A 17,379-nucleotide genomic window follows, 5' to 3' on the forward strand; every position below is an offset into this window, starting at 1 on the left:
TAACTATGATAAATAATCCATAAGTGTTGGTTGAATTATCTTAGCACTTGTCTGGAGAGATGCAAGGTATACTGTCTGAGCAGTAGCATACTGCATAATTACCTTAGTCATGTCTACTTTTTGGGTTTTTGAAAGTATATCAGTCATATCTGTACTAAAATCTGAATTTTGTGTTTGTGCAGCAGTCATTCTATTTTCTGTAGAACCAACATTTGAACGTACCTTCAGAATTTGTGTTATAGCTTTATCAAGATCATTTAAATCATCTCCTGAAATTGCCTTTTGTGCAGCATCAGAATTTAATGCACCTGTGTCATCCTTTCCATCAAGATTATTCACTATCCTTTTAAACAAATCTATTATATTATCTGTAGATCCACTTCCATAATTTATGACATCAGATGCTGAAACATTGTACTGTACTAAAACTCCTTGTGATATTTCCGTTTGCCTTTTAGAATCTATCTGACTTAACTCTATATTCGGAATCTCTTTTGAAGCTGCAGATGTAAGATCGCTCGTAACCGTGGAATTCTTTAAGAAAACTGTATCATTAGTTAATGTGTCGAATCTTATCTTACCATCTGAAGTCTTCTGTGCCAGTACTTTCCCTTTCAAATCAGAATTAGCTGAAATTTTATTATTTATATCTTTTACAACATCATCTACATCTGCACCACTAGCAAATGAAGACAATGTTATCTTTGAATCTTCAGTTGCACCATTTACATTAAATACAATGCCCTTGCCTGACCAGTTGGATGCAGTAAATCCATCTGACACAACCGGTGGCAAATCCTTAATCGTTTGGTTGTCACTTGAATTATAAGAAAGGACAGTATTCTTTACAAGTGAAAAGGTATAAGTGTCATTTACCTTGGTATTCAAATTCGGACTAAACTTTAAATCCAATCCATCTATCTTAACATAGTTTGTTGAAACAAATGTTGGAGTAATACTTGTCCATGTTTTCCCTCCATCAGTAGATTTGACGCAATTTACACCTTCTATATTGCCATTTCCCTTTGCATCAATAGATGACACTCCTATTTCATACATAGTATCTGAAGCTTCCGTAGAATCCCCCGAGATAGTTACATCACTTCCGTCTGGATTAGATTTAGTCGTAATATACTCACTTTGGGCTCCTGTAGGTTTTGAAGACCCTTTAGTACCTCCAAAAATAAACTCCCCCTGTGAATTTGAATTAAGTATTCCAGATAAACTGCTTATATACTGATTTATCTCGTCCTTAATTTTTGAAAGATCATCAGATTTTAGCACTCCGTTGCCAGCTTTAACTAAGTCATCTCTTATTTTAGAATATATATCTCCTATTTGACTAAGCGCGGTATCTGTAGACTGCATCCAATTACTAGTATTAGTTATATTTTTGCCATACTGTGTATTTGCATTTATAGATGACTGCATCTGCATAGTTATAGATACATCAAAAGGTGCATCTGATGGTCTTGAAAAATTATTCTGCGTTGTTATCTGCTGCTGAATATTCTTAAGATTATTCAAATTGGCCTGCATATCATTTAAATAATTGTCAGAAATCATCTTATTTGTGATTCTCATTTAAATTCCTCCCTATTTCTTAAGTCCATTTATAACAACATTAAGAAGTTCATCAACTGTTGCTATGATCTTTCCATTTGCCTGATAACAATGTTGAAATTGCACCAAATTTGCCATTTCTTCATCTAATGAAACTCCTGATATAGAATTTCTGACTTCTAAGGCACTATTCAGTATATTTGTGTTGCTTGTTATATTGTCTTTTATGCCTAACTCATCCGAGCCTATCGTTGAAACAATTTTCCTGAAATTAGTATCAAATGTCATATCTGTTGTATTTCCTTTTATCGTATAAATAGGTGCTGATCCTATTGTCGAATCTTCTTCAAATATATTATTACTTAAAAATGCAGCTTTATCTGTTGTATTTTCTATAGAAGTTATACCTATTCTTTGATCCCGGAGCATTTCGATTGCTACAGCCCTCGTTCCATCATTTTCTGCACTAATTCTATTTCCGTCAGAATCATATTGTGCTGCCGACTTTATCAAATTAGGGTTATCTAATATTGCTTCATTTATCGTTATATTGGCAGCAGTTATTCCCTTTTCAGCATCACTGACACTCGATGCATCTGTGTAATTTGACTCCATTAGTGAATTTACAAAAAAATTATTAATGTTTGTACTTGTGTCAGCTAAAGCATCCGGGCTCTGACTTATTATGGCATTCACAGCAAATGCAAGAGCTTTTGCTTCCTGATCCAATTGACTCTGGTATTTATCTATATACTGCTGTGCCTGTACATATCCATTCATATCCCCAGACGGCGGCTGAAAAATAGCCAGATCCTCAAATTTAACCGATGCACTTCCATCTGATGCTATGGTTCCTTGAACAATACCCTGCGATTTAACCGATTTATCAACCTTTAAAGCAGTACCAGACGAATCGGCCCATATTACTCTTGCTGTATTTAATTGTTTATATTTGTCTTCTGTGCTAACATAATCATCATCACCGGGTTTACCTGTATCCTCAATGTCTACAGTTATTGTTACCTTATTGCTTTCAGAAGACTTATCTCCATTTTTATAATAAGTGACAGTATATTTTCCAGCTTCTCCTGCCTGCTGCCCATCAGCAGGCTTAATATCATTTATATAAGAAAATCTATACCCACCATCCGGATCACTTGAATCAACAAGATTTATACTTGTTCCATCAGCCGATAGCGGGGGAATACCATTATTATTAGTTACTTCACTGCTATCGCTTTCATTTGATGTAGTTAAATCTATACCTTCATTTTTTCTGCTTACTATATTTATTCCAAATTGAGAACTTAAATTATCTATCAAATTGTCCCTTTGATCCATTAAATCATTAGGCGTCTGTCCTGATGATTCAAGTTTCTCTATTTGTTGGTTTAACGAATTTATTTTATCAAGTACACTATTAACATTTGTAATCAAAGTTTCCTGTATCTTATCTTGTGCATCTTCCTTCAATTGGGCAAGTTTATTAGACATCTCATTTAAATTATCAGTAAGGGCACGTGCTGCTTTTGCAACCCCGGACTTAGAATCATATTCTCCTCCATGCGTACCTAGGGTATTCCATGCATCAAAAAACTGGCCAAGTAAATACGAAAATCCAGACTTATCATCAGTTGGTTCATTTATTATATCCTCAACCTGACTTAAAAACGTACTGGCTGCACTATATTTTTCAACTGTACTGTTGCTAGATCTTACAGAATAATCATTAAAAGAATCCCTTATTCTATTTATGTCAACTACATCAACACCCGTTCCCATTTGTCCTGGATACGCTGTAGCAGGCCTTGATGCTTGAAATTCGGCCCTCTGCCTTGTATATCCGGAAGTATTTGCATTAGCTATATTATGTGAAGTTACATTTATTGCATCCTGCTGGGCAAATAACCCGCTTTTTCCTACATCTAAAATTCCAAATAACCCTGCCATACTCTATTTACGCCTCCCATATGAATTGTAAGTTCTTGGCTTCCTATTAGGATTCAGTACATTTAACATTTGTGTAGTATAATTGAGTCCCTGTCTTATTAGTACTTCATTTGTATCTTTCTGCAAATTTAACTTATGAATTAAATTTTGTATGTTTTCAAAGTTTTCTTTTAAAACTTCATTATCAGATTCTAAAATCAAAGCAGTCATTGACTTTCCATTTACAAGCTTTCTTCTCTCAACTTCGCACTTTGCAACACTTCTCGCACAATTCTCTATCTTCTCCCTAACCGCATCTAGTGCAAAAACATTCTTTTTTGTTATATAATTAAACTGCTCACAGAGTGATTTAAAAAGTTCATCTAATGCACTGTATTCTTCAAGCATTATAGAGTTCAATTGTTCCAAATACATATTCTACCTCCACATTTAAAGTTTACGTGATTTTGCTTCCTTTATGCCCTGCATCATCTTCTGTGCAATTTTACGTGAATCTGGTCTATATGTTCCATTTTCTATCTTATCCTTAAGTTCTTTTATCTTATCTGTATTATCAACATACTTATCATCAAGTGAATAGGTGCTCAAGTTTTTTCCCAAACGTGATATTTGTATACTGTCATTTTGTTTAGCATCCTGTTTTTTGTCAACATTTCTTTTATTTACATTATACAAATTTACAATATTACTTGAACTAATTCCATTTACTTTCATACATATATACACTCCTAACCTATACTTTGAAAACTTTATATTAAGCTGTTACTATTAATATTATCGATTATACATTAGCAATATTTATACCCCTAAAATTGCTATTTTTACCTCAATGTACCCGATTTTTACTACTTTAATATATGTATAAATCTGTTTTAATTTTATAATAAAAAACAACCGAAATTGTAATTTTCGGCCGTTTATTTACCAAGAGATTTAATTCTCTCTTCTCCTGTAACAATACCTGAAATTCTAACTCCAAAATTTTCATCAACAACTACAACTTCGCCGTAGGCTACCTTTTTGCCATTAACTAAAATTTCAACAGGTTCCTCTGCCAGCTTATCAAGTTCTATCAATGACCCTGTTCCAAAGTTTAAAATATCCTTAATACTCTTTTTGGCTCTTCCAAGTACTACAGAAATTTCAAGTGGCACATCTAGTATAAGATCTATATTTTGAGGAACTGTTTCCCTATGCGAAGTATTATCTAAAGGTTGAAATGCTGCCTCACGTACTTCAACTTTTGGCTGCATCTTCTCACTACTTTGAGTTTGAGATTGTACTCCGCTTGACGCCGGCATTACAGGAGTCTCAATTGATTTTGGACTTAAATTAATATCTTGAGGTATCGAATCTTTATTTTCTGCCTTTGGCTGCTGCTCTTGCTTTACTTCAGCCTTAGCTTGAGCACTTTTATCAATGCTGCCAGCTTCAACAGGTCCCTCTTCACCCATCATTATAGATATTATTTTCTTTGCAGTACCCATTGGCAGTAACTGCATTATGTGACTATCAACTAAGTCACCTATATTAAGTGAAAACGAAACTTTTACAATTTGCTCATCATCAGATATTCCCTCTGCTAATGGTTCCGTTAAATTGTTCCATATTTTAGAGGAAGGAGGGGATATATTTACTTCTCTCATAAACATCGTAGCCATCGAAGTTGCCGCTGAACCTATCATTTGATTCATAGCTTCAGATACAGCGCTAAGTTCTATTTCTGATAATTCATCAATATCGTCAGCTACTTTTCCATCTCCACCCATCATAAGGTTAGAAATTACTGCTGCATCTCTAACATCCATTACAAGCAGATTCTCACCTACTATTCCACTTGTATATTTGACTTCAAGTGCAACATTTGGAGTATGAAATCCTCCTTTCAATTCATTTAACGTAGTAGCACTTACTACAGGAGTTGTTATATTTACCTGCTGATTTATTATTGTAGAAAGTGCAGTCGATGCAGATCCCATGGATATATTTCCAATTTCTCCCAAAAGATCCCTTTCCATATCAGTTATTTCCTCTGTACTTCCACTTTGAGTATCTTTAGACTGTTTTTCACTACTATTATCTTCTGATATATTTTTTTCATCCTTAGTTGTTTTCGCTTCTTCTGAATTATTATCCTTTTCTTTTGATACAGGCTGTGTGTCTCCTCCTCCATTCAAAAGTGCATCTATTTCTTCCTGTGAAAGAAACCCATTACTCATAATTTTCCACATCCTTATCTATAATATCTAGTATTTGAACTCCCATATTTTTTCCTAATGTTCCTGGTTTTCCATAACAATATGCCTCATTCTCAACTTTTAATTTTATAGGGCTATTAATCTTTTCATCCAGCTTTAATACATCGCCAATTCTGAGTTTCAAAAACTGGTCAACAGTAATAGCCGTTCTGCCGAGATCGGCCGTCACGTTCATATTTACTATATTAAGCCTTTCTCTCAATTTACTTCTTGATTCCTGAAGCAATGATTCATTGCTATCCTGAAACCAATATTGTACAACCAACTTATCAAGTACTTTCTCAATACTTAAATAAGGTATGCAGATATTTATAAAAGTACTGCTTTTCCCCATTTCAACTGAGAATGTAATAAGTGCAACCGGCTCAGTTGGTGCCAATGTCTGATTAAGTGCTGGATTTGTTTCTAATCCTTCTATTTCTGGTTCAACTTCAAGCACATCTTCCCATGCCAACTTTAAATTTTCTATAAGACCTGAGTTTATGACTTTTACTATGTTTTTATCTATATCAGTAAACTCTCTCATCTTATACTTTCCATTTCCTCTTCCGCCAAGCAATACATCTATCATTTCAAAAACAAACTCTGGATTCGTCTCAAATAATACAGAACCACTTAATGGCGGCATTTTAAATACTGTAAGGATAGTAGGATTGGGCACAGAATGGATGAATTCTTCATAAGTTATCTGCTGTACAGATTCTATCTTAACCTTAACATTACTCCTAACCTGGGCAGTTAAATAATTTGAAATTATCCTGGCATAGTTATCATGAATGAGTTCCAAAGTTCTTATGTGATCCTTCGAGAACTTTTGAGGACTTCTAAAATCATATGGTTTAACTTTTTGCTTTTCTTCTTCTTTAGGAATCTCATCTGGTGTAAGCTCTCCAGCAGACAAAGCAGCTAAAAGGGTATCTATCTCACTCTGTGATAATACATCTGGCATTTTTTTCCCCTCATTTCTTGAACAGCTTTCTAATTTGGAAGAAGCTTGTCTATATCTATTAGAGTAATTATTCTATCCTTAAAATTTATAACCCCTTCAATATATGCTTTGGTTGTATCAGTTATATTTTCTAATACATTTTCATCTATATCTAAAACTTCATCAACTTGGTCAACTATTATTCCTACAGATTCATCATCTATATCTAATATTATTATACTGTTCTGCTTTTGTTCGCTTTTTGGAATATCTAAAAGGAGATTTACATCCAGAAGAGATATTATACTTCCTCTAAGATTTATAAGCCCTTTTATATAATCCGGTGCCTTTGGTACCTTAGTTATTTCCATAACATCATTTATAGCATGGACCTTCGACGTTTTTACTGCAAATTGTTCATTATTTAATTTAAATATAACTACTTGCACTTAAAATACCTCCATCATAATAAATTTCCAAATAAGCAGGAATTGAAACTAAATGCTGAGCATATGATAGTTTTACAATTCCTTCAAAATAAATTTATCCTAAAACTTTTTTTATAGCTTCTAAAACTCTATCAGGTTGGAATGGTTTAACAATAAAATCTCTTGCTCCTGCTTTTATGGCATCCATAACCATAGTCTGCTGCCCCATAGCAGAACACATTACTATCTTAGCCTCTGGATCAAAAGCTTTTATAGCTTTAACTGCTTCTATACCATCCATATCCGGCATAGTTATATCCATAGTAACTATATCCGGTTTTTCCTTTTTGTATAATTCTACAGCCTTGGCTCCATTATTTGCCTCACCTATAACTTCAAATCCATTCTTTTCTAATATATCCTTTATCATCATTCTCATAAAAGCAGCATCATCAACAATTAATATCTTTGCCATTTTTTTCCCTCCAAAATTATTTACTCATAGTGTTTTATTGTAAGCCCAATGCGTTCAACATTTTTTCAAGTGATCCAGGCATTGGTATATAATAGAAATGTCCATTTATCGCAGCATTATCTTGTTCGAATATCGTTTCTATATCAAGTACATAGTCATCAAACTGACCTGATTCTATAAAGGTCGTAGACAATATTGCGCCTAACATATCATAAGTTACAGCAGGAACCGAAGGTGTTATACTTAAACCTGTAAATTTAGCTATAGCATTCATATAAGAACTTGATATTATATTTCCTATTTCGCATATAACGGAATTTCCCATTTCACTTAAGTAATCTTCCCTCTTACCTATAAGAAGTTCTACTAAATTTAAAGCAATATCTTTCTCAAATATGAAAAGTATATTTCCTGGAGTATCTCCTAAAACTCTAACTATTACACCTACAGCTATTTCGTCTCCTCCTATGCTTGAAAAAATATCATCAAAAGGTACGACATTTACAGAAGGAACTGTCATATCCACCTTTTTATTTATAAGCTGTGATAATGCAGTTGCAGCATTACCTGTGCCTATATTCCCTATTTCTCTTAATGCATCCAATTGCATTGGGGTAAGATCCTGATAGGTCATTTTATTTACCTCCTTATACCAAAGCAGCAACATCTAATATTAGAGTTACAAGTCCATCTCCAAGTATCGTTGCTCCTATATATTCCTTTAAAGCTTGAAGTGTTTTTCCAAGAGGTTTTATTACTATTTCTTTTTGACCAAATAATCCATCTACCATAAGCCCAATAGTTTTTTCTCCAACCTTTACTATTACAATATAGTTTTTGTGAGAATCTACTTTTTGTATATTAAGTTTGTTACTAAGTCGTATAAGTGGTATAACTTTCTCATTATATATTATAACTTCTTTATTATTCATTTTCTTTACTAAATCTTCAGTATAATCTATGACTCTGTCTATATAACCTAAAGATATTGCCATAGTTTCCTCTCCGACTTTTACAAGTAATGCCTGAATTATTTGAAGTGTTAACGGAAGCCTTATTATAAATGAAGATCCTTTTCCTTTTTCACTAATCACATCCAGAGTTCCACCTAGTGCAGATATTTTAGTTTTAACTACATCCATACCGACTCCTCTTCCAGATATATCTGTGACTTCCTCATTTGTACTAAAGCCTTGCATAAATATAAGGTTTTTTATATCAGCTTCTGACATTCCATCCGTATTTACACCAATACTTTCAGCCTTTGCCTTTACCTTATCAACATCTATTCCTCCACCATCATCTTCAACCTTTATGACAGCCTTTGTTCCTTCTTGATATGCAATAAGTTTTATCTTTCCAATTGGATCCTTTCCTTCAGCAATTCTTTCATCTTTACTGTTTTCTATACCATGATCTGCTGCATTTCGTATTAAATGTATCAAAGGATCTCCTATTTCATCTATTACAGTTCTATCAAGCTCTGTGTCAGCTCCCTGAATTACAAGTTCCATTTCCTTATCAAGTTCAACTGAAAGATCTCTGACCATTCTTGGGAACCTGTTAAAGACAGTATCTAAAGGCAACATTCTTATCTTCATAACCAAATCTTGAAGGTCAGAAGTAGCTCTTGCAACCTGTTCTAATGTTTCATTTAATTCATTTAGTTTATAATTTGTACTTATTTGTTCAAGTCTAGTCCTATGAATAACCAGCTCTGATACCATATTCATAAACTTGTCCAATCTTTCCAAATCAACTCTTACAGATTGATGTACCTTTTTATGTCCCTCTTTCTGAGGCTTGTTAGTTTTTTGAGCCGGCTTTGCATCCTTTTTTGGTACATTTTTTTTACTTTCTTTTATAATTGTTTTCTCTTTCAATTTTATATCATTTGAATTTTCTTCAATCTTTCTTATCTGCTCATTCTTTATATCCACATCTTCAATTTCTACACTTTTTACTTCAGATATATTTACCAGAATATTATATATATCATTTGACTCTCTTGTACTTAATAAAACTAAGTCTATTTCAAAATCAAAGTTTTCATTTTCTATTTCATCCGTTCCTGGTACAGATTTAATTATTTCTCCACATTCCTCAAGATCTTTAAATATCAAAAAGGCTCTGGCAGATTTTAAAAGTGTTCCCTCATCTAAAATTATTTTTATCTGATATGAATTAAATCCCTTATCTCGTGCCTGTTTCACAACATTTATATCATATTCATTTAATTGTATAAAGGAACTAGTCTCACTTTTCATATCAGTAGCCGCTATTTCCTCCTTTAAAGTACCGGCCTGATTTTCATTTTTGGAACTGTTATTTGCTTCAGCTCCAGATGATATTTTTTCAAGACTTTCTATTATATCATCAATAGGAACCTTTTCATCTACTCCTTCTGATATATTATCAACCATTTGCTCTAAGGTATCTAAACATTTAAATAAAACAGTGACAACATCCTGAGTAACTTTAAGTTTTCCCTCTCTGAATTCAGAAAGAACATCTTCCATTTTATGAGTGAGTTCTGCCATTTCAGTATAACCCATGGTGGCTGCCATTCCCTTTATAGTATGAGCAACTCTAAATATTTCATTTAATTTATCTATATCATCTGGCTCTTGTTCAAGCTGAAGTAATGAATCATTAAGTATTTGTAAATTATCCATAGATTCTTCCAAAAACAAGGCCATATACTGTGATGTATCCATTTATATTCCCTCCTCATATCTTCTTATATATAAACGTAGAAGCCTTTTCGAAACCATAATCCCTGTAATTATATATGCTCTCAGTAGCCCCCACAAATAGTAGTCCATCTTTTTTAAGCGACTGACTGAATTTTTTATATATCAAATCCTTTATGTCCTGATTAAAATATATTACCACATTTCTACAAACAATTAAATCGAAGTTTTTATCATAATTATCAAGTATTAAGTCATGTTTTTTAAACGTAACCATATCCTTTATTTTGTCATTCACAATATATTTATCGTCAATTATTTTAAAATACTTACTTAAATATTGTTTATTTACATTTTTTATTTCAGATTGAACATATTCACCCTTTTTTGCTTTCTCTAAAATTGTAAGATCTATATCTGTAGCTAATATTCTATGTCTTGAAGATGGTGAAAGTTCGTCTAAATACATGGCAATTGAATATGGTTCTGCTCCTATCGAACAGGCTGCGCTCCATATATTAAGTGAATTATTTGAAGATAGCAGATCACTTTTTAATTTTTCTTTTAATGTTTCAAATATTTCTGGATTTCTGAAGAATTCTGAAACATTTATAGTTATAAAATCTAAAAACTTCTGTCTCTGAAAATTGTCTTTCTTTAAAAGTACTATATACTCATCTATAGAATTTACCCCAACTCTTGACATTAAACTTCTTATTCTTCTATGTAACTGATTTGATTTATAAGCAGATAAATTTATACCAAATTCTCCTAGAACCCATTGTTCAAAATACTCCATATCCATAAAACTTCTACCTCCCAGAAACTGCCTTTGCTATTTCGCAAGCAACATCTTGTATTGGCAGTACTATGTCAACTTTTCCTGTTTCATATGCCGCTCTTGGCATACCATATATAATGCAGGTAGATCTATCCTCTGCTACAGTTATACCATCATTTTTTTTGATTTCTACAGTACCCTGGGCTCCATCTTTTCCCATGCCTGTCAATACTATACTTAATATGTTTGATCCGTAAACCTTTGAAGCTGATATGAATAATTTATCGACAGCTGGCCTTACTCCCCATATTGCCGGTTCAGTGTTTAAATGTATTCTACTATCATTTTCCACTTCCATATGAAAACCGCCTGGAGCTATATAAACTACATTTTTTTGTATATACATCCTATCTTGAGCTTCAATAACCTCTATCTTGCTATTACTATTTAACCTCTCTGCAAAAGCTTTGGTAAAACCCGCCGGCATATGCTGTACTACAAACACAGGCACACCTAAATTATCGGGCAAATCCGTTATAACTGTATACAAGGCCTTAGGCCCTCCAGTAGATGCTCCTATAACTACAGCATCAATTTTCTTTGATCTAAAATTGTTTCCTTTTTTTATATCGTTATTTTTTTTAATATCTAAAGTATGATTAAAAATATGAGATTTTTCCATGACTTTAACTTTATTTTCCTTTACTCCCTGCATCTTTATGAAAGCCGATCTTATTTTTCTCACCAATTCAATTTTAATATTATTTATATCAAGAGATATGGTTCCTGACGGTTTTTCTACAAAATCAAAAGCCCCAGCTGCCAAGCAGTCTATTGTAATATGTGCTCCATCATGTGACATACTACTTAAAACTATTACAGGTATGTTAATATTTCTTTTCTTCATCTCTTTTAAAGTAGTAACTCCATCCATCTTTGGCATCTCTACATCCATTGTTATTGCATCTGGTGTATTCTTTGACAATTTAGTCAAAAGTTCTTCTCCATTTCTAGCTGTATCTATAACTTCCATATCCGCTTCCTCATTTATCATATCCGATATAAGTTTTCTCATTAAAGCGGAATCATCTACTACAATAACTCTTAATTTATTCAAAGCATTATCACCTCAATTTATTTAATAAAATCAAAACCCTACTAAATCTCTTTAATTTCCATGCCAACTGTCTTTACATGTACATTTCCATTTTCTGTACTAAAAATCATGGTTCTGCCTTTGTTTCCTCCGATATCTTCTCCTATAATCATAATTGAATTTTTCTTTAAAGCATTCTTTACGGCTATACTGTTCCTATTTCCGACATCCATTATCATACTTTTGTCGGAAAAATTGAACATTGATGCTCCTCCAGCTATTTTAGCTTTTAGATTTCCCTTATGTGCTCCTAACTTTTCTAGTTTTTCTATTAGCATCGGTACTGCCAAATCTGCAAATTTCAAAGGATTAGTGATTTTATTAAATTGTGTACTGTCAGGAAGCATTATATGAGCAAGTCCACCCAAACTCTGCTTCCTATCATACAAAGCTATACCTATACACGAACCAAGACCAACCGTTATTATCTTATCTGGAGAAACTGCAGTATTCATATCTGCAATCCCAACCCTTATCTCTTTTACATTCATAGTATGCACCCTTCATTCATATTTAAATAAAGTTCTTCATGAACTCTTAAATGAGTTCTTTTTCTTCTTCAGTTAGTATTGTGCTCAAATTTAAAAGTATAATTATCCTATTTTCCAGCTTTATTAATCCTTTTAAATATCTCTTTGAAATTCCTGCTACTATATCTGGTGGATTCTCAATATTGTTTGCACTTACATTCTTAACCTCTGATACTAAATCCACTATTATTCCTATTTTATCTTCATTCTGCTTTACAACTATAATTTTTGCTTCCCTACTATTTAAACTATTTTGCAAGTTAAATCTTTTATCTAATGACATTACTGATATTATATTTCCCTGATAATTTATAACCCCGTCTACAAAATCAGGGGAATCAGGTAGTTTAGTTGGCTCTTCATATTCGAGTATCCTCTCAACTTCCATAATGTCTGTGGCATAATACTGATTATCTATAGAAAAAATCAATACCTTTAAATCATTATTTCCCATTTATTTATTCCTCCTTAATGCCAACACATGCAATTCCCTTTTGATATATTCTCATTATATAACAAATGTTGTAATTTTGTCATAGTTTTTTTGGTAAAATGTCATATATTATATTATATAGGCATTTTATAGCACAAACTTTTCTACCTGCATATCTCCTTTTCTATCTAAATAGACATGTACATTTTTGCTTGGTGTATCTAACATATACTCTTTTGTCCCAACTATAAACATAGTATTTTGATATGCCTCATCCGCCCATATATTGCCTTGTTTATCAACCTGCAGTTTTGTCGTAACCCCGGCCAGGCTCCCAACAATTCTACATCTTATTTCTCTTTTAGCCTTTAAAGTTCCACCTCTTGCAATACTCCTATCCTGCATAAACTCTATTGTCCCATTAGCATCAATATTAGAAATATACTCACCTCTGCCAACTATAACTATATCACCAGAGCTATTAATATTTGAATCCTGACAATATGATATACTTATATTAACTGGTATGGAAAGAGATTCACGCATCAATTTAGTTTTTTCATTTATACATTCTATAATCGTATTCAATTCATCAAAGTTCTTTATGCTTATAGGTGATATGCCAATCAACTTACTTTTTAATATTTCCATTAAATCATCTATCTCCAAACATCCTTCATTAAGTTTTAGATTTGTTATTATACTTAGACATATTCTAGGTATTTTTCTAAACTTATTTTCAATCAATATTTTTACTACCTGTCCATAATTCACATTTTTGCCAAGCAGATCATACTTATTTATTTCATTAGCCGCTGATGCAAGAGATTCTAAAAGCTCACCCAATCCTGTTAAGTCATTAATACACTTTATCCTATTTACATCCTCCCCACCTGAAAATATCCTGGAGGCTATTACATTTCCTTTTATATCTATATTACCTTTTGCATTTATATTGGCTCTATCAACATCCTTCTCTATTAAAAGAGAATTACCACAGTCAACTGACATCCCTTCCTTAACAGAACCATATATATTTATATCTCCTATAAATTTTATATTTCCTGTTTTCAAATCAACATCTGATCTCACCTCATGCAATTGGTAAACACAAAATACCTTACCAGTTACACACGGTTTGCCGTCTATTGCAGATATAACAGCATTGTCCTTTATATAACACCCTGTCTTTACAATTAATTTCGATACTTTTCTATTCTTACTCTTTATCAATTTACCAGTTATATCCTTGCCATCTTTGCCATCTTTGCCATCATGCTTTACTGCTATAATATCACCTTTTTTAACAGCTTCTACTGAACCTATACTCTTGAAATCTATATTTCCAAGCTTATCCTCCTCCAGCTTTTTATTAAAATTAGCAGTTTTAAACTTTATTTCTATATAATCATCTACAGGATCTACTTTATATATTCCCTCTGCCAGAAGACAGTTATTAGATTCACCATCAGCAAGTTTCTTTAAATTCTCATGTATTATTCCATAATTTATATTTTGTTTAGCAAGTTCTTGTTTTATTTCTGTCAAAGTGTATTTAGGAGGCTCTATTTTAGACTTTATCTCTATATCAGGATTAAGAGTATTTAAACAGTCACTATCCTTTAATCTGTATATTATTTGAGGTTTGTATATGATACTGCCATAGGCTTTCATATTATTTTTCGACATCGAAATATCCAGCTTGCGAAAGGCTTCTTTTCTCTTAATTTGTACTTTTATATCATTTTTCTCATAAACAGGTACCTTTCCTGTAACTTCAGAACCATCTACCGTTATTTTCACATTATTTGTTACTATTATATATGCCGGGGTACCACCATCTTTAGGATCATGTACAATTATCCTTCCTTCTATAACCCCTGCAGATCCATCATTGGGATTTAAATTTGGTTCTGATTTAATTTTTTTCACACTCTCAGGCTTATAAGCTATACTTCCTTCTTCTTTTGAGACGTCATCATTTACTTCAACTTCAATACACTTCTTTTTAAAAAATTTCTTATCATTATCAATTATTTTAAACTTTAGTTCATCTCTATCTTTATTTAAATCTTTGCAAGCATCTTCAATGCATTTACTTACTGTAATCCCCTTATAAATCCTTTTCATATACATATATCACCCCTTAAATTTTAATAAACAGTGAATATTAAAGCAGAGCTTAAGCCTTAGCTAAATCATTATAAACTTCTTTATCGTATAACTTCATTATCTGAAGTACTATCCTATTTTTTGAAGATCCAAATTCACTTTTTTCAACTTTAGCTATTGGCAAAACTTTAGGAGAAGTACCAGATATAAAGAGTGCATCCATAGATTCAATTTCAGTATAATTTACTTTTTTTTCTACAACATTAATATTGGCCTTTCTACACAATTCAATTATGGTTTGCCTCGTTGTGCCTGGTAATACTGATTGAACAGGTGCGGTTATAACGTTATCTTCCTTAATCATAAAAATATTTGATTTACTTCCCTCTGTTATGTCACCATTTCTATCTAAAAGTATGGCTTCAAAGGCATTCTTTGCTCTAATTTCTTTATTTACAAGTTGCCTGAAATTAATATTCAAGATTTTTGCATTCGGGGTCTCTCTTTCACCATGATAAAATATAGTATTAACTCCATATTCATAATTTTCTTTAGAGGGATAACTGTGTTCTACAAAATAAACTGCTGAAATATTTAATTTTCTGCTTATGCTGTCAAAGTTAAAAATTAATTTAACATTACTAGAATAAATTCCATTCGAATTTATAAGTTTTTCTATCATTTCTTTTATATCCTGATTGGAAAATTTAATAGTAACACCTGTAATTTTAGCTGAATTTCTAAGTCTATCCATATGTTTGTTAAAGAATAAAGGTTTACCATCTATAATTCGTATAACCTCATATAATACTTTACCTGTTCTCAAAATTTCTTTATCGAAGTTCTTGCTTTCTTTTATATCACCATTATATATATAATAATCATTTATACACTCACTCATAAATATCCTCCTTTTTCATTGTTTTATTATTCTAGGTATCACAATTTAACAATTTACGCATTATTTCCAGTTTAATATTTTAATCTTGTCATATGGTTTTCTATAATTTATAAGATAAGGGTTGCCTACTAATTTAAATAATGGCATATCTGACAAAGAATCCGAAAACATATATGAATTTTTAAAATCAACCTCAATATTTTCTTCCCTTAAAACTCTCATAAGTCTTTTAACTTTTTCTTCTCCTTTACAATTTTCGCCTACTATTTTCTTCCTGTAAATGCCATTTTCACACGTAAATTTTGTACCTATAACCTTATCGACTTCTTCTACTTTATATAATTCGTTTAGATAAAATTCAGCTGAAGCTGATATTAAATATATTTTACACCCTCTTTTTTTTAGTTTCTTCATCGTTTCAATCGCATCTTTATAAAAAATTTTACTCAGTTTCTTTTCGTAAAATTCTTCAACTAATTTTTTCATTCTCACTTCTTCTATTCCATCTATAAATGCTATGAAATTTTCCTTTGCTTTTGCAGCATTGAATACCTTAAATACATAGAAAAATACAGATACAAGGCTCTTTGGAAAATGTATTATAATTTTTGGGTTTTTTCTAAGCATAAATAAATAAAATTCCATGAGAGTCTCTCTTTTAGTTAATGTATAGTCAACATCAAATATCGCCAATCTTTCCAAAAGTAACCACCCCTAAAATATTATTAAAAGAAAAGCCGATGCCATGAAAGCAACGACTTTTTCATATATTATTTATCTGAAGTCAATTCCTCGTAATAAGCAGATGCCTCTTCAAACTCATCATCTTCAGGTATAACAAGCTCTCCTTCATCGCCTTCTCCAACTATTTTAAATAAGTAAACTGATTCATTTTCAGGGTTTTGAACTACAGCATACTCATTTTCCTTATATTGAAATCCATCTACAACTTCACATGGAACGATATTGCCGTTTTCATCCTCTAAGTCAACTACTAAAGCTTCATGATCACCGCATCCACAATCACAGCCGCATTCATCATTATGTTCATGATTATGTTCCTCACATCCGCAATCTGGATCACCACAATCACATGTAGCATTTTCATTTAAATTCTCTTTATCCATTACAAGACCTCCTTATATATGTTATGTTCTAATTTTACCCTTAA

Annotated in this window: 18 protein-coding genes; all 18 read right to left on the reverse strand. The window is 32.1% G+C overall.

Going from position 1 to position 17,379, the window contains the following annotated elements; all coding sequences use genetic code 11:
* Positions 1–3: 3 nt before the first annotated feature.
* Positions 4–1,584, reverse strand: coding sequence for a flagellin N-terminal helical domain-containing protein (locus tag D4Z93_RS09310; protein ID WP_119972915.1), 1,581 nt, complete (start codon positions 1,582–1,584; stop codon positions 4–6).
* A 12-nt stretch (positions 1,585–1,596) separates the two neighbouring features.
* On the reverse strand, positions 1,597–3,513 hold the full coding sequence (gene flgK, locus D4Z93_RS09315) for a flagellar hook-associated protein FlgK (RefSeq protein WP_119972918.1): 1,917 nt from the start codon (positions 3,511–3,513) through the stop codon (positions 1,597–1,599).
* A 3-nt stretch (positions 3,514–3,516) separates the two neighbouring features.
* Entirely contained in the window at positions 3,517–3,927 is a 411-nt protein-coding gene (locus tag D4Z93_RS09320; RefSeq protein WP_119972921.1) for a flagellar protein FlgN, read from the reverse strand.
* 15 nt (positions 3,928–3,942) lie between these two features.
* On the reverse strand, positions 3,943–4,227 hold the full coding sequence (gene flgM, locus D4Z93_RS09325) for a flagellar biosynthesis anti-sigma factor FlgM (protein WP_119972923.1): 285 nt from the start codon (positions 4,225–4,227) through the stop codon (positions 3,943–3,945).
* A gap of 203 nt (positions 4,228–4,430) precedes the next feature.
* A complete protein-coding gene (gene fliY / locus D4Z93_RS09330) occupies positions 4,431–5,732 on the reverse strand; it encodes a flagellar motor switch phosphatase FliY (protein WP_119972926.1) in 1,302 nt (433 codons plus the stop codon).
* Positions 5,725–6,720, reverse strand: coding sequence for a flagellar motor switch protein FliM (fliM, locus tag D4Z93_RS09335; protein WP_119972929.1), 996 nt, complete (start codon positions 6,718–6,720; stop codon positions 5,725–5,727). Before fliM ends, fliY begins: the two co-directional genes overlap by 8 nt.
* Before the next feature lie 29 nt (positions 6,721–6,749).
* Positions 6,750–7,148 (reverse strand): chemotaxis protein CheW, encoded by a 399-nt coding sequence (locus tag D4Z93_RS09340; RefSeq protein ID WP_119972932.1) that lies wholly within the window; start codon positions 7,146–7,148, stop codon positions 6,750–6,752.
* A gap of 94 nt (positions 7,149–7,242) precedes the next feature.
* Entirely contained in the window at positions 7,243–7,602 is a 360-nt protein-coding gene (locus D4Z93_RS09345) for a response regulator (protein WP_119972934.1), read from the reverse strand.
* 34 nt (positions 7,603–7,636) lie between these two features.
* Positions 7,637–8,236 carry a chemotaxis protein CheC gene (locus D4Z93_RS09350; RefSeq protein ID WP_119972937.1) on the reverse strand — a complete coding sequence of 200 codons (600 nt, stop codon included), beginning with the start codon at positions 8,234–8,236 and terminating at the stop codon, positions 7,637–7,639.
* A 13-nt stretch (positions 8,237–8,249) separates the two neighbouring features.
* The gene (locus tag D4Z93_RS09355) at positions 8,250–10,319 is read right to left on the reverse strand and encodes a chemotaxis protein CheA (protein ID WP_119972940.1); all 2,070 of its coding nucleotides are present in this window, start codon (positions 10,317–10,319) and stop codon (positions 8,250–8,252) included.
* 13 nt (positions 10,320–10,332) lie between these two features.
* Complete coding sequence (locus D4Z93_RS09360; RefSeq protein ID WP_119972943.1) at positions 10,333–11,100, reverse strand: CheR family methyltransferase; 768 nt, start codon at positions 11,098–11,100, stop codon at positions 10,333–10,335.
* A gap of 7 nt (positions 11,101–11,107) precedes the next feature.
* Positions 11,108–12,193 (reverse strand): protein-glutamate methylesterase/protein-glutamine glutaminase, encoded by a 1,086-nt coding sequence (locus tag D4Z93_RS09365; protein ID WP_119972946.1) that lies wholly within the window; start codon positions 12,191–12,193, stop codon positions 11,108–11,110.
* Positions 12,194–12,234: 41 nt separating this feature from the next.
* A complete protein-coding gene (locus tag D4Z93_RS09370; RefSeq protein ID WP_119972948.1) occupies positions 12,235–12,723 on the reverse strand; it encodes a chemotaxis protein CheD in 489 nt (162 codons plus the stop codon).
* 46 nt (positions 12,724–12,769) lie between these two features.
* Positions 12,770–13,216 carry a chemotaxis protein CheW gene (locus D4Z93_RS09375; RefSeq protein WP_119972951.1) on the reverse strand — a complete coding sequence of 149 codons (447 nt, stop codon included), beginning with the start codon at positions 13,214–13,216 and terminating at the stop codon, positions 12,770–12,772.
* 126 nt (positions 13,217–13,342) lie between these two features.
* The gene (locus tag D4Z93_RS09380; protein ID WP_162920290.1) at positions 13,343–15,325 is read right to left on the reverse strand and encodes a flagellar assembly protein A; all 1,983 of its coding nucleotides are present in this window, start codon (positions 15,323–15,325) and stop codon (positions 13,343–13,345) included.
* A gap of 52 nt (positions 15,326–15,377) precedes the next feature.
* Positions 15,378–16,208, reverse strand: a complete 831-nt coding sequence (locus tag D4Z93_RS09385; RefSeq protein WP_119972956.1) for an aminotransferase class IV — start codon at positions 16,206–16,208, stop codon at positions 15,378–15,380.
* A gap of 60 nt (positions 16,209–16,268) precedes the next feature.
* Positions 16,269–16,910 carry an HAD-IB family hydrolase gene (locus D4Z93_RS09390; RefSeq protein WP_119972959.1) on the reverse strand — a complete coding sequence of 214 codons (642 nt, stop codon included), beginning with the start codon at positions 16,908–16,910 and terminating at the stop codon, positions 16,269–16,271.
* A 68-nt stretch (positions 16,911–16,978) separates the two neighbouring features.
* Positions 16,979–17,335, reverse strand: coding sequence for a DUF1292 domain-containing protein (locus D4Z93_RS09395; RefSeq protein ID WP_119972962.1), 357 nt, complete (start codon positions 17,333–17,335; stop codon positions 16,979–16,981).
* Between the last annotated feature and the right edge of the window lie 44 nt (positions 17,336–17,379).

Origin of the sequence: Clostridium fermenticellae (assembly GCF_003600355.1) — a bacterium.
GTDB lineage: Bacteria > Bacillota > Clostridia > Clostridiales > Clostridiaceae > Clostridium_AV > Clostridium_AV fermenticellae.